17 protein-coding genes are annotated in these 22,763 nt (G+C 42.6%); 2 read left to right on the forward strand and 15 right to left on the reverse strand.

What is annotated here, in order from left to right; translation table 11 throughout:
• Positions 1-32 precede the first annotated feature (32 nt).
• From ACQZ43_RS13940 to ACQZ43_RS13990, 11 genes are all read right to left on the reverse strand, one after another.
• Complete coding sequence (locus ACQZ43_RS13940) at positions 33-428, reverse strand: outer membrane beta-barrel protein (RefSeq protein ID WP_430613296.1); 396 nt, start codon at positions 426-428, stop codon at positions 33-35.
• Complete coding sequence (locus tag ACQZ43_RS13945; protein ID WP_430613297.1) at positions 416-2,455, reverse strand: outer membrane beta-barrel family protein; 2,040 nt, start codon at positions 2,453-2,455, stop codon at positions 416-418. Before ACQZ43_RS13945 ends, ACQZ43_RS13940 begins: the two co-directional genes overlap by 13 nt.
• A 222-nt stretch (positions 2,456-2,677) precedes the next feature.
• Positions 2,678-5,890 carry an AsmA-like C-terminal region-containing protein gene (locus ACQZ43_RS13950; protein ID WP_430613298.1) on the reverse strand — a complete coding sequence of 1,071 codons (3,213 nt, stop codon included), beginning with the start codon at positions 5,888-5,890 and terminating at the stop codon, positions 2,678-2,680.
• Positions 5,891-6,208: 318 nt separating this feature from the next.
• On the reverse strand, positions 6,209-6,820 hold the full coding sequence (locus ACQZ43_RS13955; RefSeq protein ID WP_430613299.1) for a hypothetical protein: 612 nt from the start codon (positions 6,818-6,820) through the stop codon (positions 6,209-6,211).
• Between the two features lie 217 nt (positions 6,821-7,037).
• A complete protein-coding gene (bshA, locus tag ACQZ43_RS13960; protein WP_430613300.1) occupies positions 7,038-8,171 on the reverse strand; it encodes an N-acetyl-alpha-D-glucosaminyl L-malate synthase BshA in 1,134 nt (377 codons plus the stop codon).
• A 112-nt stretch (positions 8,172-8,283) separates the two neighbouring features.
• Positions 8,284-11,172 (reverse strand): glycoside hydrolase family 3 N-terminal domain-containing protein, encoded by a 2,889-nt coding sequence (locus ACQZ43_RS13965; protein WP_430613301.1) that lies wholly within the window; start codon positions 11,170-11,172, stop codon positions 8,284-8,286.
• 79 nt (positions 11,173-11,251) lie between these two features.
• Positions 11,252-11,734 (reverse strand): ABC transporter ATPase, encoded by a 483-nt coding sequence (locus ACQZ43_RS13970; protein WP_430613302.1) that lies wholly within the window; start codon positions 11,732-11,734, stop codon positions 11,252-11,254.
• A gap of 2 nt (positions 11,735-11,736) precedes the next feature.
• Positions 11,737-12,528, reverse strand: a complete 792-nt coding sequence (locus tag ACQZ43_RS13975) for a (Fe-S)-binding protein (protein ID WP_430613303.1) — start codon at positions 12,526-12,528, stop codon at positions 11,737-11,739.
• 56 nt (positions 12,529-12,584) lie between these two features.
• Positions 12,585-13,907, reverse strand: a complete 1,323-nt coding sequence (locus tag ACQZ43_RS13980) for a 4Fe-4S dicluster domain-containing protein (protein WP_430613304.1) — start codon at positions 13,905-13,907, stop codon at positions 12,585-12,587.
• Positions 13,908-13,982: 75 nt separating this feature from the next.
• Positions 13,983-14,948 carry an MlaD family protein gene (locus ACQZ43_RS13985; protein ID WP_430613305.1) on the reverse strand — a complete coding sequence of 322 codons (966 nt, stop codon included), beginning with the start codon at positions 14,946-14,948 and terminating at the stop codon, positions 13,983-13,985.
• A 51-nt stretch (positions 14,949-14,999) separates the two neighbouring features.
• A complete protein-coding gene (locus tag ACQZ43_RS13990; RefSeq protein ID WP_430613306.1) occupies positions 15,000-16,169 on the reverse strand; it encodes an N-acetylmuramoyl-L-alanine amidase in 1,170 nt (389 codons plus the stop codon).
• A 118-nt stretch (positions 16,170-16,287) separates the two neighbouring features.
• Between ACQZ43_RS13990 and ACQZ43_RS13995 the strand changes: the two genes are divergently transcribed.
• Together ACQZ43_RS13995 and ACQZ43_RS14000 are read left to right on the forward strand one after the other, a co-directional pair.
• Positions 16,288-18,981 (forward strand): putative LPS assembly protein LptD, encoded by a 2,694-nt coding sequence (locus tag ACQZ43_RS13995; protein ID WP_430613307.1) that lies wholly within the window; start codon positions 16,288-16,290, stop codon positions 18,979-18,981.
• A 22-nt stretch (positions 18,982-19,003) separates the two neighbouring features.
• The gene (locus ACQZ43_RS14000) at positions 19,004-19,384 is read left to right on the forward strand and encodes a Rid family detoxifying hydrolase (RefSeq protein ID WP_430613308.1); all 381 of its coding nucleotides are present in this window, start codon (positions 19,004-19,006) and stop codon (positions 19,382-19,384) included.
• Here ACQZ43_RS14000 and ACQZ43_RS14005 read toward each other — a convergent pair.
• The 4 genes from ACQZ43_RS14005 to pfkA all read right to left on the reverse strand — a co-directional run bounded on the left by ACQZ43_RS14005 (position 19,365) and on the right by pfkA (position 22,680).
• The gene (locus ACQZ43_RS14005) at positions 19,365-19,739 is read right to left on the reverse strand and encodes a methylglyoxal synthase (protein ID WP_430613309.1); all 375 of its coding nucleotides are present in this window, start codon (positions 19,737-19,739) and stop codon (positions 19,365-19,367) included. The genes ACQZ43_RS14000 and ACQZ43_RS14005 overlap by 20 nt on opposite strands.
• Before the next feature lies 1 nt (position 19,740).
• Entirely contained in the window at positions 19,741-20,595 is an 855-nt protein-coding gene (locus ACQZ43_RS14010) for an N-acetylglucosamine kinase (protein WP_430613310.1), read from the reverse strand.
• Positions 20,596-20,609: 14 nt separating this feature from the next.
• Positions 20,610-21,611, reverse strand: coding sequence for a type I glyceraldehyde-3-phosphate dehydrogenase (gene gap, locus ACQZ43_RS14015; protein ID WP_430613311.1), 1,002 nt, complete (start codon positions 21,609-21,611; stop codon positions 20,610-20,612).
• Positions 21,612-21,693: 82 nt separating this feature from the next.
• A complete protein-coding gene (gene pfkA / locus ACQZ43_RS14020; RefSeq protein WP_430613312.1) occupies positions 21,694-22,680 on the reverse strand; it encodes a 6-phosphofructokinase in 987 nt (328 codons plus the stop codon).
• Positions 22,681-22,763: the final 83 nt, after the last annotated feature.

The following is a 22,763-nucleotide window of genomic DNA, read 5'->3' on the forward strand; positions in this document are numbered from 1 at the left end:
AAAAAGGCGATTTATCGTTTGATTTTGGCAATCTAATTGGTTCTTTGACGTTCGTCCTCATTGCCAAACCTATTTTTCGCGAGTTTTAACTTAGCATTTCCAAACTTGTAATTCAGAGATAATCTAAAACTTTGAGTGTCGTAATAATTCCGATAACTGTGTTTTATCGCATTGGAAAACGTAGTCAAAGTAGTCCGCTGTCCGTCCAGAACATCATGGCCGATAAGGCTTAAAGTCAACTTGTTCTCAAACAAGAGTATTTTTAAAGCAATATCTAAATTCGAGCTGGCAGTTTTCTTTTCGATCTGGTCATTACCGGCAAAGTCCAACCAGAAATTCACATCTAAAAGAACCGTTTTGTTTGAATGGAGTACAAAACTATTATTTGTCGAAAAATAGGCATTCCACCCTTCAATTAACGGCGGCAAATCAGCAATAAACGATTTGACTTATTGTAATTGACGTCAATACTGCTGTGACTCGTACACCAGTTCCACCGATTAAAAGTATAGGACTCAGAAAATCCAATGGTATATTCGTCTACATAATTTAGCGGAATAACATTTGTAGTGTTGCGTTCCGCATCAATAAGCGTTACTTGTTGAAAATTATTGGTTGTTTTACTAGCAGATAATGAACTCTCCCATTTGCTTTTAAAAGTGTTTGAGAATTCAATATTATCGCTTAAGGAAGGTTGCAGAAATGGATTTCCAGCAACACGATTAAATGGGTTGATTTCAATAACAAAAGGATTTAGTTGTTCGTAATTGGGTCTATTAATCCTTTTGCTGTAGCTCAGTGACCATTCTTGATTTTCATTTGCGGTATAAGAAATATAGGCTGTAGGAAAAAATTTGACGTATTGATTTTTATGTATTTCATCGTTTTGATAAGATAGCCCTTTGGTTTGTGTGGCTTCCATCCGCATCCCCCACTGAAATTCCCACTTCTCCTCAACCTCTTTATTGCCGGAAATATAAATCGCTTGGTTTTTCTCCGTAAATTCAAAAACATTCGATTGTGTTAGGTCTATAAGCGGAATTCCCGTGCGCTTATCCATAAAAGAGATTTTATTCGTCGTTTTGGTCTCAAATCCGCGAACACCGAAATTTAGAGGCATCCACGGAATCGGCAATTCCACATCAATTTTAAGGTTGTAATTGGCAATGTCTTTTTTATTGACATTAATGCCCGCGAAATCGGTTCCGGATAAAAATTCCCCATTTTCATTCCTTTCACTTCCCTTATAATCACGTTGATTATCACTCTTATAGGAGAAATAATCAAAATTCAAGCTGATGTTCGTACCGAGGGTATCTACTGCATAAGTGGAATGCCCATTAACCGCATTCAAATTAACGGGGTTCTGACTATTCGCTGCGCTGTTGATCGTTGAGTTGACCGCATTGGTCACATTATTGAACCTCTTAGTTTCGCTGTTTTCATTGATATCTAAATCATAATAGGAGCCCAAATATTGTATTCCAGTTGTCCAATTCTTTGAGAGTTTGTAATCGAAACCCGTTTTAAAGCTCAAAAATGCTTGCTCCACTTTTCTCGGTTCCACATTGTGCCAGGTTTCATCTTTATAATAAATCTTTCCCGTATCCGTAATTAACTTTGCCGTTTCTCCAAGAAAAACAGAATTTTGAGTAGAGAATCTCTTTTTGTTAAAATTAAAGGTGACTAAGGAGGTTACACCGGGATAGGTTTGTTGTATATAAGATGTTCCAATAGAACTGTTCCAACTGTCATTTGCAATGCTTTTTAGTTTAATATGTATTATACCGCTATTACCCGCTGCTTCATATTTTGCAGGAGGCAAGGTCATCACCTCGATACTTTTAATATTGTCCGATGGTATGGTCTTCAAGAAATTAATTAAATGATCGCCGGTTAAAGTTAGCATGCGATGATCAACCATGACTCGTACACCACTTTTACCAATCATCGCCAGTTCCTCATTTTTAACCTGTACACGCGGTGTAACTTTTAAAATATCGAGGGCATCACCTCCAATACCAAAACTTGAATGCTCCACATTAAAGACCAATCGGTCTACTTTTTGTTCAATTAGTTTTTTCCGTGCTTCAATTTGAATACCCTCTAAAGAAGTGATTTCGTCGATTTCTAAATGACCTAAATCCTCGTTGTGTTTCAATTCTATAGTACGCTGAAACAAGACAGTGCCAAAATTTACCAAAATCAAGTCGTAGGTTCCACCGTCAGCAGTCAATGAAAAAAAACCAGTTTCATCAGTAATCGCTGAGGCTGTGACTATACTATCATTTTGCCTTAAATATGCTTGGACAAATTCTATAGGTCGCTGTGCACTATTAAAAACCTTGGCTTCGATTGTAAATTGAGTCTTATCGAACTCCAAAACCTGCGCCATTGCAGAGACCTTAATACCAATAATAACAATTATTAAAATCGCCAATCTATTTCCTTTCATAAACAAGATGTTTGGTTATTTTTAAAAAACTAATTATCCTATGCGCCCCGTCCTGATACCACTTTAGATATGCTATAAGCATATAATCCCCGTTTATAATGCTATTTTAGACGGGCCTCCGTATTAGATAAAGACTGCTTTTTTATAAACCATTACACTTATAACAAAAAAAAAGCATCAAACCGACGTTTGATGCTTATAATTTCTTGTTAATCAACAACTTTACTTCTCTTCTGTATTTCCAGAAACTTCAACCTCTGAAGCCGTTTGCTTAGCCAATTCCAACTGTCTGGCCTCTTCTACATCTTCTTCATCGGGTTTATCCTCCAGGTCCTCTTCCTTGTAACGGCCGAGTTTGATGTTGAATTTATCGGCGGTTCCCATGATTCTCATCGGAATACCAATAATTCCCAAAGGCGGTAATCCCAATCGAAATCCGATATTCATCTGGCCATCTAAAGTGATTTGCCCTTCAAACCGCGGACGGAATCCTGCCATTTTCATACGGGTTCTCTCGATGGTCATCACGTTGTTTTTTATGCTCGTATTGATTTCTACCTTTGAAACACTACCGTCTTCCAGGGAATTCATATCGGTTTTACTCGCAATGGAGTTCAACAGTTTAAACCCCTTAAACTGTATGTCTTCCAAGGTCATTTGCCCCTCGCCTTCCAGCGTGTTCATAATGGGAAACATCTCGCCGTTTAAGGTGCCGTTTAACTTGTATTTTAAGGAAACCTTACCGTAGGCATCTTTTGCCATGGTAGCCATTTCTCTAAATAATTTGATTTCTTTATAAGCGCGTTGAATATCAAAATTAGCCGCGTCAATTTCATAATCAAAATGGGCTCTTGTATATGAAGTGGGTTTATAACTGGCCTTCATCGCTACTTGTGTACCCACCAAATCAAAATTGGCTTGGTCTACTACTACTTTTCCGCTTTGAGCCAATACGCTGCCCACAAAATTCTTCAACAGCAAATCGCTGTATTTAATCTGTTTGACATCGGCGTTAAACCTCATGTCAAAGTGAGATGGAATCATCACTACACCAGCAGTAGCGGCGGTTTTACCTTTGGAAGGCGCTGCTGTGCTGGGCGCAAAAACCATAAATTCGTCCACGTTAAAAGACTTGCTCTTCAGATCAAATTGACCGTGTAATTGCCCTTGATCGCTGGTTATAAATTGGATGACATTGGACAGATGTCCGTTCATAGAAAACTTAGACGATCCATAGACCGCTCTAAAATCTTCAAACAGCATTTTCTCTTGGAAGAACTTAAATACCCCCCGTTTGATATCTAGGGGTTTTGGAAATAGCTCGGACTTTAAAAAGAGGCTGTTCACCGTCAATAGACCGCTGTTTTTAAGCTTGCTGTAATTACCCGCCACGGCATCGCTCTGAAGTCCTCTCAAAGACAAATCGGTTTGTATGCTTCCCCCCACGTTTAGTCCGTCGATTTTAAACAATTTGTATATATTGCCTATGTTGAGACTCCCCTTGGATTTGACGCGGTACCTCAAATTGTTTAAATTGTAGAGATCCGCATCGATTTTAAAGGATTCTCCCGCGATTTTAAATTGAATCGGCAGTACTTTAATCAGCAAATCGCTGTATGATCCGCGTTTGCTGCTGATATTGGTCTCGATATCGATATCTTCAATCGGCAGTTCGGGCATGGCGTGAAGTTTGATATAACCGCGGTCTACTTTGACCACAGCATTCATCACTGGAAAGCGCTTTTTACGCGGTTCGTAGGTGCCCTTTGCCACCAAATCAATCCTTACATCGCCCCGCATTTCCGCCTGAGACAGGGGCACAAATTGCGTTAGTTCGGCCAAATTTAGCGCGAGCTGTACATTGGCATCCAAGTCGTAATTTCTTAGGTTTTTCAATTTAAAATGCCCTTTGACATAATTGGTCAAGGCCTGGGCATTCAAACCTTGAATATCTACAGTGGTATTTTGATAGAGGCTGTCCCTTGCTTCGGCATAGAGCTTAAAATTAATTTTTTCCACCGCTGCCGGTAAATCGGCCATTTTTAAATAGCCCTCTTTTAGCTGTCCGCTCAGTTTAAACTTGGGTATGCTCGACACCACGGTGTCTATTTGATCGTTTCGCAATCCGGAAACGACTACGGCACGTGCAAATTGTCCTTCTGTAGAAAAATCCAAATCCAAATGACCCGATAAATCCAATTGACTTATTCCCAGGGTTTGTTGAAATACCTTTAAATCCAAACTGCTTTTTAAGGCTCCCGATACTATGGGCGACTCCAAGCCCAAGCTGTGAAAAGAGCCCTTGGTCGATTGGCCTTTTAGTGTAAATTCCACCGTGTTGATCGCTATCTTTAAGCGCTCGAGGTCTAAATCCGGAAGCGTTAAATAGAAATCCAAATTAAAGTCCTTGAGCGGATCGGCAATCTTGTTGTATGCAATCGATCCCTCTTTAACTTTTAAGCCCAATTCCACGCTGGGTTTGATGTTTTCTTCTGCAATATATTGCCCCTTCAATTGAAAGGTCAGATCCGAAACGCCCTGAATGGCGGTTTGCTCCAACCACGATTGGTATTCCATCGGCAGTAGAGACAGCAAATGCTCGAGCTTGCCGTCTTTGGATACCACATCGAAAGACAAGTCGTAGCCCTTGTCCAAGAATCCGAATTTACCCTTAAAGGAAATCGGCAATTCCTTGACGCGCAGGTCGTTTTCTTCAAAGACAAAATTCAACGATTTGGTATCGACTTTGGTAATTAACTTCGCGCTAACCGGTTTTTGTTTGACATAGGCCACCTCGTTAAAAATCAAGTCAAACGATTCCATTTTGGCCAGGGTTTTCAGTTCAAAAACCTCTGAACTCAAATCGCCCGTACCCAAATAATTGAATCCCTTTGCCTCGATAAACAGCTTATTGGACAAATCCTCATAGCGGATGTTTGCCTCGGTAATCTTGATTTTTTCGATGCGCAAATCCGTGGCATCGTCTTCCTTTTTTGGCTTTTCATCATCACTGATCCAAATGTTGTAATTGGCATTGCCCTCGGCATCGACGAGTACGTTAAAATCGACCTCGTCTATAAAAACCGTATTCAATTTGATCTTATCTTGTAGCAAGCTAAACAGGTCAATTCCAAAAGAAATCGACCGAGCCTGTAATAGGGTTTTATCTTCAAAGACTCCTACTCCCTTAATCTCGGGGTTTTCTATGGTTACGGTAAGCGCAGGGAACTTTTTGTAGAACGACAAGTCAATGGTTTCAAATTCCATCTTGGCCTTGATGTTTTCATTGGCCAAATCCTTAATGCTTTTGGCAATGGTATCCGCAAAGAATAACGGCACGATATACATCAGTAACAATAGCGTTGCCGCGACGATACCGATCCCTTTTACTACCTTAACCAGCTTGTCTTTAATTCCCGTATTCTTCGTTTCCATATAATATTTTAAACAGCCCACAAAGGAACGATTTTACAAGTACAATTTGAAGCAAATGAAGGGGATATTTTGATCATATTATGCATAATATTCTCGAAATGAATAGAAGTACCCCTATTAAAATTCAAAATATCACGGAATATGACAGTTCTTTAGATAAAAAAGTAAAATAATACGGCGGTAGCTGTCGCCGCATTTGCGACTCGCTGTGCTTCGCAATTGGCATCCAAGGAGGATTTTCCTTATGAAATAGCGCAAAAAAAAAGAGACTGCGCTATTAGCCAGTCTCTTACTTATTTATAGATTGATTCGTTTCTCTTATTTATAGGATTTCTCCAATAACATTCCCGCCAAAGTTTTAGCGGTTTTGGCATAACCTTCGCCTATCCGAGATTCGTTGCTATAATTATTTCCAAATTGATTGCCGGGTGCATCAACACTACGTATAGTCAGCAAAGCCTTATCGCGGTTGTCGGTCGCGACAAAATACAACAAGGTACTTACCTTAGCGGCTTGTTTCATAATCCCCGCATCCCAGCCCGGATAAATCCAAACGGTTTTTACGATTAAAGTGTACTTAGCAGTAGGGTTATTCTGTATAAAGCGAATATCCTTTTTCTTTTTGGCGTGAACCACATTTAACAATTCGAGAAATTTGGGTTCCCAAATTAACTCTTTACTCGAGTTCCACTTTTTAACCCACGTATCTCCGACGGTGGCGGTTTTTTGGTTTAAATCCGCTGATCTTTGCTCGATATATACTTCTTCGGATATTTGTTCCTTAAGCAAGGTATAGTTATCGTAGACAAACTCGACATTAACCTCCTTTTGTTCTTTTAAAAAACGAGAATCTCCTTGAATAACCGTCATTTTTTGTGCCGATACCACGCCTGTGCCCCAAAAAATGGCTAGCAATACGAACTTTTTCATATCAATATTTTAAATTTGCTGCAATAATATCAATTAAAACACAATAATCAAAAATTAATCACTACAAAATGAGACAATTTAACAAGTAAACATATCGGGGTCCACGAAATTTTTCATATATTTATAGTATGACATGCGCCAACCCTCTCCTAGGCATTATAGTCCCGGTAAGACTTAGCCTACATACAGTTCGAAAAACAGCGGGAACTGCTGCTTGCTATTTGGAATCCTTTAAAGCTTTTAAATACAAATTTTCGTACAGCGGCAACACTTCATCGATATTGAATTTTTTAGAAACCTCTTTGGCGTGCTGTTTAAAAGTTTCCAAGGAAACATCGTCTTTTAAAATCGTCAAGGCATTTTTAATCATGTCGTCCACATCGCCTACATCGCTTAAAAAGCCGGAATAACCGTTTTCATTAACCTCGGGTAAACCGCCGGAATTACTAGATATTACGGGTACGGAGCAGGCCATGGCTTCCAAGGCTGCCAAACCAAAACTCTCGGTTTCTGAAGGCAGTAAAAACAAATCGGAGTACCACAATATGCGGTCGACTTCGTTGCTGTTGCCGAAAAAGATGATTTTGTCATAAATACCCAATTCCAAGGCCAATTGTTCGGCTTTTTCCTTTTCAGGTCCATCGCCGACCATCATCAATTTGGAGGGAATTTCCTTTTGAATGCCATTAAAAATCAGGATGACATCCTGGATGCGTTTGACCTTTCTAAAATTGCTGATATGCGTGATGATGCGCTCTCCGGGAAAAGCCATCGCAGAGCGCTTACACTCGAGGTCTTCGAATTGCTCGTAATGCTTTTGTTCGATAAAGTTGGGAATCACTTGAATTTCCTTTTGGGTATCAAACAACTCATAGGTCGATTTTTTGAGGTTTTCCGAAACGGAAGTCACATAGTCCGACTGATTGATGCTAAAGCTCACGGCGGTTTTGTAAAAGGGATGATTGCCCACTAGGGTGATATCCGTGCCGTGTAGCGTCGTAATCATCGGCAGGCTAATACCTTGTTCGCTCAGCATTTGCTTGGCCATATAGCCCGCATAAGCATGTGGAATAGCATAGTGTACGTGTAAGACTTCAATGCCGTATAGTTTGACCATATCGACTAATTTACTCGATAGGGCCAGTTCATAGGGTTGGTAGTGAAACAAGGGATATTCCGGAACATTGACTTCGTGATAAAAGATATTGCTGTTTAGCAAGGCCAAGCGAACCGGTTGGCTGTAAGTGATAAAATGCACTTCGTGACCGCGATTTGCCAATTCCAAACCCAATTCTGTGGCTACAACACCACTACCGCCAAAAGTGGGGTAACATACTATTCCTATTTTCATATTTTTTTTCCTTACTGCCCCCTAAAGTACTATAAAAAACTTTTTATCAGGTGGGATTATAAATAATTTAATTAAAGCGCAACCCGACGCTATCACAGGGCTTTATCGCCTTTTACTCGACGATGGCCCGATAGATCAGCTGTTGAATATCCTCGCGAACGTTGGCTTTAGAGAGTTTGTTGTCGTTGCTATCGGGAAAGGTTCTATTCGACAAAAACACATAGATCAATCCCTGTTCGGGATCGGCCCAAGTCATCGTTCCGGTAAAACCGGTATGTCCGAAGCTCGTCATCGAAGCACAGCCGCAAGTAGGTCCTGGCGTTCCCAGCTTTTGGGGTTTATCAAAGCCCAATCCACGGCGGTTGCCGTCCTTACACGACCAGCACGTATTAAAATCGTCAAAAGTGCGTTCGGAGAAGAATTGATCCTCGCCATAATGACCCTTTTGCAGGTACAACTGCATCATTTTAGCCACATCCAAGGCGTTGGCAAATAAACCGGCATGTCCTGCCACACCGCCTTCCATAGCCGCAGTCATATCGTGTACGTATCCCTGTATAGTTGTATAGCGGAAATAAGTGTCTACTTCCGTCGGGGGAATAGTGCTCATATCCCTTTTTCTCAAGGGGTTGTAGGTCATGGTTGTCGCTCCCAATTTACTGTAAAACTCGCGTTCCGCCAATTGATCCAATGACAGCTTATTGAGTCGCTCCAAATATTCCTTTAAGGAGATAAAGCCCAAATCGCTGTATTTATATTGCTTTTTGGGCAATAACTTGGTGTCGGCAATTTGTTTTAGGATCTCTTTGTTGTAGTCTTTTCGAATGTATAAATTTTCCGATACCTGATCGGGAAATGCGGCCGAATAATGATTGGAATACCAGGTTTTCGATGGCTTGTTTTGCTCGTCTAGAGTGCTTTTATAAAAAGGTACCCAAGCTTGAAAGCCCGCCTGATGCGTAAGCACTTCTTGCAAAGTAATCGCGGCTTTATTCGTGTTTTTAAACTCCGGAATTATCGCGCCCAAAGTGGTCTTCATCTCAATTTCTCCTTGGTCGTAGGCCTGCATCAACAGCGGAAGGGTTCCCAATATTTTGGTCAAAGAGGCCAAATCGTATACATCGGTATTGCGCACGGGCTGATTCTTATCGAAAGTGTGGTTGCCAAAGGATTTTTGATACACCACTTTGCCGTGTCTGGCCACGACGACTTGTATACCCGGCGTTAAACGGTCATCTATGGCTTTCTGCGCCAATCTATCGATGTTTTGCAACTGTACGGGATCCATGCCCTCATTGGCCGGTGTGGAAAAGCCCAATCGTGAGAGGGTTTTGGTTTTTAAACCGGTACCCACTGTAAACTCGTTATTGATGCTCACCGGTAATTTTCCTTTCGCCCCTAGGGTTCCAAATATAATTTGCGCCGCGGCTTGCTGGGCAAAGGCATTGTTTTGATAGGCTTGTATCACCGCTTCTATAGGTTGGAAATCGCTGATAGCCGACAAGGCATAAGGCTTGGCAAAAGAGACCAAGATGGTTTTGTTTTGCGCCGATATCTGATTGATCCACTGCATTTCTGCCAAGGAAAAGTCGTGTTTACGCCAAGGGTTATCCACTTTGTGGTATCCGATAATCACCCGGCTAAATTCTTTTAAATCGGTCAAGGCGAAATGCTCTGCGGTGGTATCTATTGCGGTTACCTGTGCAAATTGATTGAGTTTTTCTAAAAATTCCTCTCCGGAATCGTCTCCCAATTTCAAATAGGCGATTTTCTCCTTTTCCAAATGTGCAATCGGCAAGGCGTGGCGGTCGTTTTTAATGAGCGTCATCGCGTGCTCATAGAGGGTCGCGTTTAAATCGGCAAAACCACTGTGATTTAGATCGGCTGTGAGTCCGGTCATCTCAACGGGTTTATACGCGGTCAAGCCCGCCTTGTATTTAAAGCTCAAAATTTTCTTAACCGAATGCGCCAGGCGTTCTTCTGTAAAAACCTGTGCGTCAAAGGCTTCTTTAAACTTGATCAAAGCCGTCGGTACGTTTTCTGCAAACAGCAATACATCGTTTCCAGCCATAAACGCGGCCAAATCGATTTCTCCGGGTTTTAAATAGTTGGAAGCCGCTTTCATATTGAGTGCATCGGTAAATATAAGTCCTTCAAAGCCCAGGTCTTCCTTGAGCAATTCCGTTACGACCTTATAAGATAGCGAAGTGGGTACTTTGGGGTCTGGCTCGATAAGCGGTAAGCTCAAATGGGCTACCATAACACTGGCTAGACCGTGATCGATCAATTTTTTATACGGGTGCAATTCCACTTTATTCAAGCGGTCTTTGCTCAAATCCATCAGCGGTAGGTTGTAATGAGAATCGGTCGAGGTATCTCCATGTCCGGGAAAGTGCTTGGCCGTGGCAAAGAGGTTTTGGCTTTGATAACCCTCCATAAAGGCCAGGGCACGATCGGTCACCACCTCTCGCGTTTCGCCATACGAGCGCACGCCGATAATGGGGTTTTTGGGATTGATGTTGATGTCGACTACGGGACCAAAATTAAAATGCAAACCCAGGCGTTTGGACTGTTGCGCCATTTGTACGCCAACGCGCTTAATCAGCTCCATATCCTGTACGGCACCCAAGGTCATATTGTACGGAAAACGCGGCGCGGAATCCAAGCGCATACTCAATCCCCACTCGCCATCGATACCGATTAACAGCGGTACCTTGGCTAATTTCTGCAAGGCATTGGTCATTTTTCCCTGACGCACCGGACCTCCTTGAAAGAAAATCAACCCACCGACCTGCTGTTCCGCCACGAGTTTCTCCAAACTCTTTAAATGGGCCTGGTCTTTATTGGAATAGGCCGCTACCATAAAGAGCTGCCCTACGCGCTGTTCAAATGTCAAGGAATTATATACGCTATCTACCCAGTTTTTCTGTGCTTTTTTAAAGTTGGTTTGCGCAAAAAGAGGCAGTGATAAGAATAAAAATAAGATGCTTAGCTTTTTCATAAAAACGGGTTTAAACCATAAAATCATCATTCAAAAACGATTGGATGATGATTTTATAAATCAGATAATGCTGTGATGTCTAAAAAAACCTACTGTGCCAACTCTCCGCTGCCGGTACTTCCCAATAGTCGTTAAATTCACCCAAGTCATTGACTAGATTATTAAAGACGATAGTCTGTGCCGAAACGGCTTTTTCCTTGACCATTTTTTTAAAGTCCATCAAGGTTTTGTAGGCGATGAAATCTCCCGATTTGTAAGATACATTCATCTTATCCATCAAATCTACCCCATATTTTTGTTCAAATTGCTGAATCACTCGCACGGAGGCGTCTATGGAACAGCCCGAAGCCGGATGCACTTCCTGATCGACTACCAAAATGATAAATCGATTGTATCTCAGGGCAAACGACGCTTGAAGGGGTGTTGCATGAGCTGCCCACTGGGTGGTAAACTCCAACATTTCCTTCTCTATATCTTTAACCTCTTCATCGGAGAATTTTCTGTTGGATTGATAAATCCAAATTCTCGAATGTTCCGGCATTTCTTCAAATGGTACATACATAATTATAAATCTTGTGCTTGAGCGATTAATTCCGCTACGTCTAACACTTTTACTTGATGTTCTTTTTCTTTATACTTGATACCGTCTGTCAACATGGTATTGCAGAACGGACAACCGGCAGCGATGATTTCAGGCTCTAAGCCCAAGGCTTCCTCGGTACGGGCTACGTTAACGTCTTTAGTGCCTTTTTCGGGCTCTTTAAACATTTGCGACCCACCGGCTCCACAGCAAAGTCCGTTGGCTCTAGAGCGCTTCATTTCAACCAATTCCGCATCGAGTTTTTGAATCAATTCGCGCGGTGCCTCATAGATTTGGTTGGCTCTACCCAAATAACACGGATCGTGAAAGGTAATTCTTTTTCCTTTAAAAACGCCGCCTTCGATGGTTAATCTTCCGTCGTCCAACAAGCCTTTTAAGAACTGTGTATGGTGAACGACCTCGTACTTTCCACCCAATTCCGGGTATTCGTTTTTGATGGTATTAAAGCAGTGCGGGCAGGCGGTTACGATTTTTTGCACTTCATACGCATTGAGCACTTCGATATTCATCATGGCTTGCATCTGAAACAAGAATTCATTTCCCGCGCGCTTTGCCGGATCTCCCGTACAGCTTTCTTCGGTACCTAAAACGGCAAATGGCACTTTGGCTTTATTTAATATTTTTACAAATGCTTTAGTAATTTTTTTAGCACGATCATCGAAACTTCCTGAGCATCCCACCCAAAACAAAACTTCGGGTTGCTCGCCTTTTGCCATCATCTCGGCCATTGTTGGCACTACTAAACTTTCTGACATAGTAAACTGGTATTGATATGTTAGGGATTGCTCCTAAGAGACAATCTAAATTTATGTTAGTTTTCGTCTTTCCAATTCAAGCGATCCATCTGGTTGTATTGCCAAGGAGCGCCGTTGTTTTCAATATTGGTCATCATCGCATTGAGTTCTTGTGGCGCAGCACTTTGCTCCATCACTAAAAAGCGGCGCATATCCATAATAATCGATAGCGGACTGATGTTGATTGGACATTCCTCTACACATGAATTGCAAGAAGTACAGGCCCAAAGTTCTTCGGTGGTGATGTAATCGTTTAACAAACTCTTGCCATCATCTACAAAAACACCTTTGTTTTGATCGATGTTTTTCCCCACTTCTTCCAAACGATCACGGGTATCCATCATAATTTTACGAGGCGATAGTTTCTTGCCGGTTTGGTTTGCCGGACAAGAGGAGGTACAACGACCGCATTCGGTACACGAATAGGCGTTTAGCAATTGCACCCAGTTTAAGTCCTGTACATCCGAGGCACCAAACTTTACCGGTGCTGCCTCTACTGCCGGTGCGGCAAAGGGATCGGCATTGGGATCCATCATCAATTTGACTTCTTGGGTCACCGATGCGAGGTTGTCCATTTCCCCCAAAGGGTTTAGGTTTGCGAAATAGGTGTTTGGAAAAGCCAGTATAATGTGCAAATGCTTGGAAAAATACAGGTAATTCATAAATGCCATGACGCCAATAATGTGTCCCCACCAAGCTACGCGTTCCACTATGGCTACGGCTGCGGGATTCATTCCATTAAATATCGGTGCTATATATTGCGAAATGGGAAACGAGCCCACTGCGGTATAATGGGTATACCCCAAGTTTTGCAAGTAAAAATCCGCGGCATTCATAATCAAGAAGAAACACATCAATACGGTTTCAAAATAAATAATGACGTTGGCGTCTTTTTTGGGAAAGCCCTCTAACTCGACCTGATTTAAGCGCTTGAGCTTAATGACATTTCGTCGAATCCAGAATACGACCACGGCAAAGATTACCAAAAAGGCCAAAACCTCAAAAGTACCGATGAGCACATCATAGAATCCTCCTAAAAAGGAAAGGATGCGGTGGGTACCAAACAAGCCGTCGATGATAATCTCTATCATCTCGATATTGATAATAATAAAGCCCACATATACGAATACGTGAAGTATGGCCGCAATCGGACGTTTAACCATCTTGGATTGCCCCAAAGCCACCATCGCCATGTTTTTTAAGCGGTCGGCCGGACGATCGGTACGGTTGACCTGCTGTCCCAACTTAATATTACGGATTATCTTTTTGGCATTTCGCACGAAAAAGGTAAACCCGACTATTAATAAAATTAAAAATAAAATACTACTAAGGTACTGCATATCTTCAGTTAATTTATGGTCAATTGAGTGGTTAGTTATCTTTGTTTGTTTTGTTTTTTGTTGTCGTGCTCGGTTTTATTCTTTTGCTGGTGTGGCTGCTTCTGCCTCGCTCGGTGTAAAGGTCTTCGCCTTTTTTCCAAATAGGGAAAAGTGAACATAGCGCTTCGGATTCAATTTCAAATCTCTGAGCAGTTCTTCCAGTTCTTTTGAGGCTTGATTTAAGTTGCTATAGAGTTGTTCGTCTTTAAGCAATTTACCCACAGAGCCTTCTCCTCGTTCAATTCCTCCCATAATTTGGTCGATATTGTTCGATGCCGACTCTAATTTAGCAAAAGTTCCGTTGATATCCAAAGCGGTAAGCGAATCGGATAGTTTAGAAAAATTGCCACTGGCATTGGACAGGTTATTCATGGTGCTGTTTAGCTTTACCGAATTGGTAACCACTAGACCATCCAGATTTTTAGTAATCGAATTGACATTGGCCAAGGTATTGTTTAGGTTGCCCAAGGTATTTTTGATATCCTGTTGTGCTTGCTCGTCTAATATCGCATTGACAGAAGCCAACATTTTATTGGCGTTTTCCAACACCAACTCCAGTTTTTTCTGTAGCGGATCTAATTGTTCGCCCAATTGATCGGTAAAGGCCATGCGAATCTGCCCATCTAAATAATCGCCAGAAAGCGCGAGGGTCTTATCGTTAAAGTTGGGCTCCAACCCTATTTGTTTGCCTCCGATTAAACCCGGAGAATAGATATATGCCACGGTGGACTTGGAGAGATCGAAAGGATTGGTCATCGAAATTTCAACAATCAGTTTTCCGGTGTTTTCCTGTATGGTAATCTTGCTAACCTTGCCCACAACCAAACCGTTTAAGGTCACGTGAGAAGAAGTGGTTAAGCCCTCTACGTTATCGTATAAAACATAGTATTTTACACTGTTGTCGAAAAGGCTTTTGCCCTTCAAAAAACTATAACCCCAAATAAATAACATAATGGCCGATAAAACCAATATCGCTGTCTTAATTTCTCTTGATATTTTCAAAATGGTGGATTTTAATGAGCAAAAATAAACTTTTTTATCTAAAATGTTGGATTATTTTAAGGCTTCTTGAACAGATACCTTTTTCCCCTTTTTAAACGCCACTATAAAAGAAGAGGTATAGCCCTTGACTTTAGCATCTCCCAATCGCTTTTGCGCTTCCTTGTAATCCGTGCTTTCCGAATAATAATATTTATAGAGGTTGTTCTCCTTGAGCATGATGACAGGTGCCAAGCCATTAAAGTTTGACGGGCTCAAATCAACCACCTTAGAACTCGCGGAAATCTGCACTCTAAACAGCACGTCTTTTGCCGTTACTACTTGGCTCTCTTGTTTGGCCGGCTCCACTCTTGACGGTGCTACGGCTACTGGAGCTTTGGGTTCTGGTTCCGCTACGGGGTTTGCCTTAACCGGTTTGTTTTCCTTTACCGCTACAGCAGTGCCTCCTTTAGCAGCCGAGTAGAAATCTTTTTTATAGTTCAAAATCCCCTTTGCGATGGATTCTGCCAATTCCTGCTGTCCGCGCTCCGAGTTTAAATACGCGCCTTCATCGATATGAGATACAAAGCCCAACTCGATTAAGATACTCGGCATAAACGCACCGTGAAGCACCCAGAAAGGTCCTTGCTTAACCCCTCGGTTTTTTCGTTTTAAATCGTAGGTAAAACCGTCTTGCACCTTACTGGCCAAGTCGATACTCTGTCCGACATAATCCTCCTGCATCAGGGTAAGTCCAATCAGGGATTCCGGTGAATTGGGGTCGAAACCCGCATATTTATTTTTATAATCGTCTTCCAAAGTGATGGCGGCATTTTCCTTTTTGGCCACTTCTAAGTTCGATTTATTTTTACTCAACCCCATTACATAGGTTTCTGTACCGCTGGCTTCGCTGCTGTTTACTCCGTTGCAATGCACCGAAACAAAGACATTTCCATTTTCGCGATTGGCAATGACAGAGCGTTCCTTTACCTCTACAAAAACATCGGTTTTACGCGTATAAATCACATCAATATCGGGTTGTTTCTCTAAAATTTCGCCTACCTTTAACACCACAGACAACACAATTCTCTTTTCGACATTGCCGTTGTGGCTGGTCCCGAAATCCTTACCGCCATGACCGGCGTCAAGAACGACTTTAAACTTGGAATTGGATTGTGAATAAGTTAAAAACGGCACGAGTAAAAAAATTCCCATTAGGAGAAATTTCGATTTGCTTAAATTCATAAACATAAATTTATAATTGGTTTTAAATTTAATAAAATTCTGAGTTTTAAAAAAAAATATATGTAAGTTTGACACTTCAAAAAACGATCCATAATTTACAAAAATAGCACTTATAGCCTTGCATACAAAGATATTTCATATCGTTTTCTTATCAATTTTTATCTGTGCGATAAACACCTCGGTTTATTCACAAGATTTAAAACCCAAAAAACAAAGCTTACAGATTGACAGCCAACCGAATACTACGCCAAAAACCGTAGATACCGTCATGGACTCCACCGCGGTAAAAAAACAGGATTCCCTGATAAAAAAACCGCCTTTATTGGACGGGATTGTATACAGAAAGGCTAAAGATTACGAAAAACTAGACCAAAAGAAGAAACAACTGACTTTGTATAACGAGGCAGAAATAAAGTACCTGGACTTTGAATTGACGGCAGGAAAGATCGTTTACGATTTCGCAAAAGGCGAAATATATGCCGGTCGGCTTAAAGATAGTCTGGGAAATTACAGTCAAAATCCGGTTTTTAAACAGGGCGATGACGTGATAGAACCCGACTCTATTCGCTACAATACCAAGAGTCGAAAGGCGATGGTTTGGAATTCGCGCACCCAACAAAGCGAATTTAGAATCAAGGCAGAAGTGTCGAAAAAACAAAATGACTCGGTGTATTTTATGCAAAATGTTCGCTTTACCACGGCCAAAGACATCGAAAATCCCGAGTATTATTTTAAAACGCGTAAAATCAAATTTGTTCCCAATAAAAAGGTGGTTACCGGGGTAACCAATATGGTGATTGCCGACGTGCCCACCCCCATCGGTTTGCCGTTTGCCTTCTTCCCCATGTCCAAACAAGCGGAATCTGGATTTATCATCCCGACTTTCGGAGATACGAATCAGCAGGGGTATTACATCCAGAATGGAGGGTACTATTTTGCCATCAGCGACAAACTCGATTTAAACGTCTTGGGAGATTACTATACCAATGGTAGTTATGCCTTGCGGGCAGAGAGTTCGTATGCACAGCGCTATAAGTATTCCGGTCGGGTCAATGTGCGTTATGAGAATCAGATTTTCAGCGAACTGGGACTCCCCGATTACCAGCGCTCGACGCAATACAACATTCAATGGTCGCACACTCAGGATCAGAAATCAAATCCGTCTTCCCGATTTTCAGCCTCGGTCAACTTGGGTAGTGGGCAGTACTTTACACAGTCGCTCAACAACAACAATATCGGATCGCGTTTAAACAACCAAATGAACTCGTCGGTTACCTACTCCAAAACCTTTGAGAGCGTACCGCAGGTCAATATGACCTTGGGGGCAACCCACTCGCAAACCACTGGAGATCAATCGATAATCAACATGACCTTGCCGACACTTCAATTGAGTGTGGATCGCGTTTATCCCTTTTCCAAGGAAGGAGCTGCGAAAAAGGGTTTTATAAAAAACATCAACCTTTCGTATAACTTAAGGGGAGAAAACCGCGTCAACACTACCGAAGAAAAGTTTTTTAAGAGCGAGATGTTCGACGATTTAAACACGGGCATTCAGCACAGCATTCCCATCACAACCAACTTTAAAGTATTTAAACACTTTAGTGTGAGTACAGGAGCGAGCTACAACGAGGTGTGGTATATGAATACCGTAGAGAAAAACTTTGACCTTAACGAAAACCAAGTGGTGACCACTAGGGTAAATGGATTCGACAGTTTTCGTACCTACAACGTCAACGCCAATATAGGAACCACAATTTACGGAACGTTTAACTTTAACAAGGACTCCAAATTACAAGCAATTCGCCACTTAATGACTCCAAAAATTGGCTATACCTATTCGCCGAGCTTCGAGAAGTATTACGACACCTATGCCATTGATGCCCTAGGCACTACCATGGCCGACTATACGCGTTTTGAAACGGGTATTTTTGGATCTCCAGGTAAATCGTATTCCAACATAGTGACTTTCGGCTTGGGGAACTCCTTTGAAGCCAAAGTGCGCGACGATGAAAGCGAAACCGGAGAGCCCAAGAAAATCATGTTGCTCAGCAACTTAAATTTCAGCACTTCCTACGACATATCTGCCGATTCCTTAGCATGGGCACCCTTGGTGATCAGCGGAGGTACCACCGTGCTCAACGACCAGATGAACATCAACTTTGGCGCCACCTTAGACCCTTATGCCATCGACAACAACGGCCGGCGAATGGATATGTTTAACATCGACAATGGCGGTAGCTTATTCCGTATGACCAGTGCAAACATGACCGTAGGCTGGTCGTTTTCGAGCAAAGACGCCCTGTTTGGCAATGAAAATAATTCTAAGGACAGAGCCAATGAACAAAACGTTTTAAACGGGGGACGTCCCGATGATTTGTTCGGTCGAGCCACGGATTTAGGCGACAACCGACAAACCCTATTCGACGATGATGAAGACGATGGCGATCGGGCTTTTGGCGGTTTTTACAACGCCAAGCTGCCTTGGGATTTGGTTTTTGCCTATTCCCTTACCTATGGAAATCGAAACCGAGAAAGCGAAATCACCAACAACTCGGTCATGGTATCGGGTAATGTGGAGATTACGCCAAAATGGAAATTTGGTTTTTCCAGCGGTTATGATTTTGCCAACAAAGGGGTTACTTTTACCCAATTGCGCTTCGAGCGAGATTTGATGAGCTGGAGAATGAATTTTAGCTGGGTACCCTTGGGCGACTACACCAGCTGGGGCTTCTTTATCGGAATCAAATCATCCATGTTGAGCGATTTGAAATGGGAAAAGAAAAGCGTTCCAGATAAGCGCTATAGAAATTAACAGCCGTAAAAAACGATATATCATGAAAAAAATAATTAATTCCGATCAAGCACCAGCACCTATTGGCCCTTATAATCACGCGGTAAGCATAGGTGATTTGCTGTTTATCTCGGGACAAATTCCGTTTAATCAAGCCAATCAAGAACTGATTACCTCGAGTATAGAAGCGGAAACCACTCAGGTTATGGAAAATTTAAAAGCCATTTTGACCGAGGCCAAAATGACTTTTGAAAATGCTGTAAAGGCCACCATATTTATTCGCAACATGGACGATTTTACTCGTATAAACGAGATATACGGTGCCTATTTTGATGCGGCTACCGCACCAGCACGCGAGTGTGTTCAGGTAGAAAAATTGCCGCGCAACGTCAACATAGAGATTTCTATGATTTGCTCGAAATAGCATCCAGCAACAACTGTGCAGTTGCCAAATTGGTTGCCAACGGCACGTTGTGCACATCAGTCACCCTCAAGAGCATGTTGATATCAGGCTCGTGAGGGTGCTTGCCCAAGGGGTCTTTAAAAAACAGCACCATATCGGTGATTTCTTCGGCCACACGCGCCGCGATCTGCGCATCACCACCCAGAGGTCCTGATCGCATTTTTAGCACTTTAAACCCCTCCGCTTCCATCAAACTGCCCGTTGTGCCCGTAGCAACTAAAAAGACGGAATCCGAACTCAGAAACGTCCTATTGTGCAATACAAAGGCCATCATCTGCTCTTTTTTACCGTCGTGTGCTATAATCGCAATTTCCATTTTAAATGTTTTGTTGGTGAAACTCGATTAATCCGTCCATGGGCTTTTGATATATCTTACCCAATTCAAGCTGGTTGCGCTCGAGAACTCGGGTAAATTCCTCCTGTAAAAAGTAGGCAATCGAACCGATAAAATGAATGGGAACCCTTGCGGATTCTGCAAATTGCTTGATGTAATGATCGACAAAAAACTGCAATTGCTCCGCGATCATCTCCTGAAAGTACACGTCGTCTTTGTGCTGAATAAGAAAGGGCAAAAAGGACGCCAAATAGGCGTTGGGATTTTCCTTCTTATAAAAGTGATCCTTGACCACGTCGGGATGCAAATCGTATTGGAGCGCCAGGGCATTTCTCAAATATTCGGGCATGGTTTTAAAGTAAAACCCGCGAATCATCAATCGTCCAAAAGCACTGCCACTACAGTCGTCCATCGCCATATACCCCAGGGATTCCACCGCTTGATGCACTTCTTTACCGTCGAAATAACTGCAATTGGATCCGGTTCCGTTAATGCAAACAATGGCCTGAGATCCAATGCGGGTCGTCGCATAAACCGCGGCATAGGTATCTTCGCGTACTTCTATATAAGTCGCGTTTAAAAAATAGCCCTTAAAGAAATCAACTGCGATATCTTTTGCGCGGTTCGAGCCACAACCCGAACCGTAAAAATACAATTCCTTGATTTCCCCTCTGTACTTCTTAACGTCTGGCAATGCGCTCACGCGCTTCCCAAATACTTCGGCAGCCAGCACCTCTGGATTGAGTCCCAAACTCGTTATCGAACTGATCCACTTTCCGTTGGCATCCAAAAAAATCCAATCGGCCTTGGTCGAACCGCTATCTACAATAATCTTCATCGGTTTGCTGTGGTTTATTTGATGTGGTGAACGCGCACGGCCAAATCGATTAATTTTGCCGCATAGCCGTATTCGTTGTCGTACCAAGCGATGATTTTATAGAAAGTGCTGTTTAGGGCGATTCCCGCTTTGGCATCGATGATGCAAATGCGCTCATCCGACACAAAGTCTTGAGACACCACCTCGTCTTCGGTAAAGCCGACCAAGCCTTTATAATCGGTTTCTGAGGCCTTTTTAAACACTTTCATGATTTCGTCGTAAGTCGTTTCTCTTGTGAGCTTAACGGTCAAATCGACCACCGAAACATCGGCTACGGGAACGCGCATGGCCAGTCCGGTAAGCTTGCCCTTTAATTCGGGAATCACCTTAGCCACTGCTTTGGCCGCTCCGGTACTTGCGGGGATAATATTGTTTAAAGCAGAACGCCCGGCGCGGTAATCCTTTTTAGAGGGACCATCTACGGTTAATTGCGAGGCTGTTGCGGCGTGTATCGTAGTCATCAACCCCTCTTCAATACCGAAATTATCGTTTAAGATTTTCGCCAAAGGCGCCAGGCAGTTGGTCGTGCAAGAAGCGTTGGAAACGATGGTGTCTGAGGCGGTTAACAAATGGTCGTTTACACCCATTACAAACATCGGTGCATCTGGAGAGGGCGACGAAATCACAACCTTTTTAGCCCCTGCTGCTTGGTGTACTGCTGCCTTTTCCAAGCTGGTAAAAACACCGGTACAATCGGTTACCACATCTACTTTAACGGCATCCCACTGCAAGAGTGCTGGATCTTTTTCGGCCGTCACGCGAATCTTTTGCCCGTTGACTACCAAATGCCCGTCTTCCACTATTACGTTGGCTTTAAAATTCCCGTGTACCGAGTCGTATTTCAACAGATAAGCCAATTGCTCTACATCCATCAAATCGTTTATCGCCACTACTTGTACGTCTTCTCTGACTATTGATTCTCTCAATACCAAACGGCCTATACGGCCAAATCCGTTAATTCCTATTTTTAATGCCATCTGTGTTTTATATTTTTTTATGCGGTTAATCGCTGGTTGATTTTTACTGCTTTACAGCGTCTAGCAGGTTGGTGCCCTCGGTTTAAATCGTAATGATATCCGATACGCGAAGCAATTCCTGATCGATGCCTGTATGTCCTTTGACCGCTTTGCTCAGTGGGGTTAAAGCCACTTGGTCGTTGAGCAAACCAACCATATAATTCGATTTGCCTTCCACTATCGAATCTACGGCTTTTACGCCTAGTCTACTGGCTAATACGCGGTCAAAACACGAGGGTGCTCCACCGCGTTGCATATGTCCCAAAACCGAGACGCGCACGTCGTATTCCGGCAGGTTTTTTTCGACGTAATCCCCGAGTTCAAACACGTTTTTACCGAGTTTTTCCCCTTCTGCCACGATTACGATACTCGAGGATTTGCCCGATGCCTTGCTCTTTTTTAACGAGGCGAGCAAACGATCCATTCCCATGTTTTCTTCGGGTATGATAATCTCTTCGGCACCGCTGCCAATACCGGCATTTAAGGCAATGTGCCCGGCATCTCTACCCATTACTTCGATAAAGAACAAGCGCTTGTGCGAACTGGCGGTATCGCGAATTTTATCGACCGCTTCCACCACGGTGTTTAGGGCGGTATCAAAACCGATGGTATGACTCGTACCGTGAATGTCGTTATCTATAGTACCGGGGATTCCCATTACGGGAAAGCCGAATTCTTTGTTAAAGAGGAGTCCGCCAGTAAAACTGCCGTCGCCACCGATGATAATCAGGGCTTGGATGCCGTTTTCCAACAGATGAGCGTGGGCTGCTTTTCGGCCCTCTGCGGTTCTAAAGCCCTCGGAGCGTGCAGATTTTAGTACGGTTCCGCCTTTGTTGATGATGTAATTGACATCGCGCGGACCCAAAACCTTAAAATCCCCTTCCACCAATCCTTGAAAACCTCTGTAAATACCCACACATTCGATATCGTAAAAAGCACAGCTGCGAACGACCGCTCGTATGGCGGCATTCATACCTGGCGCATCGCCTCCCGAAGTGAGTACCCCTATTTTTTTAATCTCCTTTATCATACCTTAGACTTTTAAGTAAATTTAATCAATAAAAAACAAAACGCACAAAAAATCCAGTAGTTCGTACTGGATTTTTTGGGTGT

Origin of the sequence: Flavobacterium sp. JP2137 (assembly GCF_050562195.1) — a bacterium.
GTDB lineage: Bacteria > Bacteroidota > Bacteroidia > Flavobacteriales > Flavobacteriaceae > Flavobacterium.

Excerpts from the sequence above, each read along its gene's own strand:
- ACQZ43_RS13945 (WP_430613297.1), bottom strand. The coding sequence starts at position 2,455 with ATGAAAGGAAATAGATTGGCGATTTTAATAATTGTTATTATTGGTATT.
- ACQZ43_RS13950 (WP_430613298.1), bottom strand. The coding sequence starts at position 5,890 with ATGGAAACGAAGAATACGGGAATTAAAGACAAGCTGGTTAAGGTAGTA.
- ACQZ43_RS13955 (WP_430613299.1), bottom strand. The coding sequence starts at position 6,820 with ATGAAAAAGTTCGTATTGCTAGCCATTTTTTGGGGCACAGGCGTGGTA.
- bshA (WP_430613300.1), bottom strand. The coding sequence starts at position 8,171 with ATGAAAATAGGAATAGTATGTTACCCCACTTTTGGCGGTAGTGGTGTT.
- ACQZ43_RS13965 (WP_430613301.1), bottom strand. The coding sequence starts at position 11,172 with ATGAAAAAGCTAAGCATCTTATTTTTATTCTTATCACTGCCTCTTTTT.
- ACQZ43_RS13970 (WP_430613302.1), bottom strand. The coding sequence starts at position 11,734 with ATGTATGTACCATTTGAAGAAATGCCGGAACATTCGAGAATTTGGATT.
- ACQZ43_RS13975 (WP_430613303.1), bottom strand. The coding sequence starts at position 12,528 with ATGTCAGAAAGTTTAGTAGTGCCAACAATGGCCGAGATGATGGCAAAA.
- ACQZ43_RS13980 (WP_430613304.1), bottom strand. The coding sequence starts at position 13,907 with ATGCAGTACCTTAGTAGTATTTTATTTTTAATTTTATTAATAGTCGGG.
- ACQZ43_RS13990 (WP_430613306.1), bottom strand. The coding sequence starts at position 16,169 with ATGAATTTAAGCAAATCGAAATTTCTCCTAATGGGAATTTTTTTACTC.
- ACQZ43_RS14000 (WP_430613308.1), top strand. The coding sequence starts at position 19,004 with ATGAAAAAAATAATTAATTCCGATCAAGCACCAGCACCTATTGGCCCT.
- ACQZ43_RS14005 (WP_430613309.1), bottom strand. The coding sequence starts at position 19,739 with ATGGAAATTGCGATTATAGCACACGACGGTAAAAAAGAGCAGATGATG.
- ACQZ43_RS14010 (WP_430613310.1), bottom strand. The coding sequence starts at position 20,595 with ATGAAGATTATTGTAGATAGCGGTTCGACCAAGGCCGATTGGATTTTT.
- gap (WP_430613311.1), bottom strand. The coding sequence starts at position 21,611 with ATGGCATTAAAAATAGGAATTAACGGATTTGGCCGTATAGGCCGTTTG.
- pfkA (WP_430613312.1), bottom strand. The coding sequence starts at position 22,680 with ATGATAAAGGAGATTAAAAAAATAGGGGTACTCACTTCGGGAGGCGAT.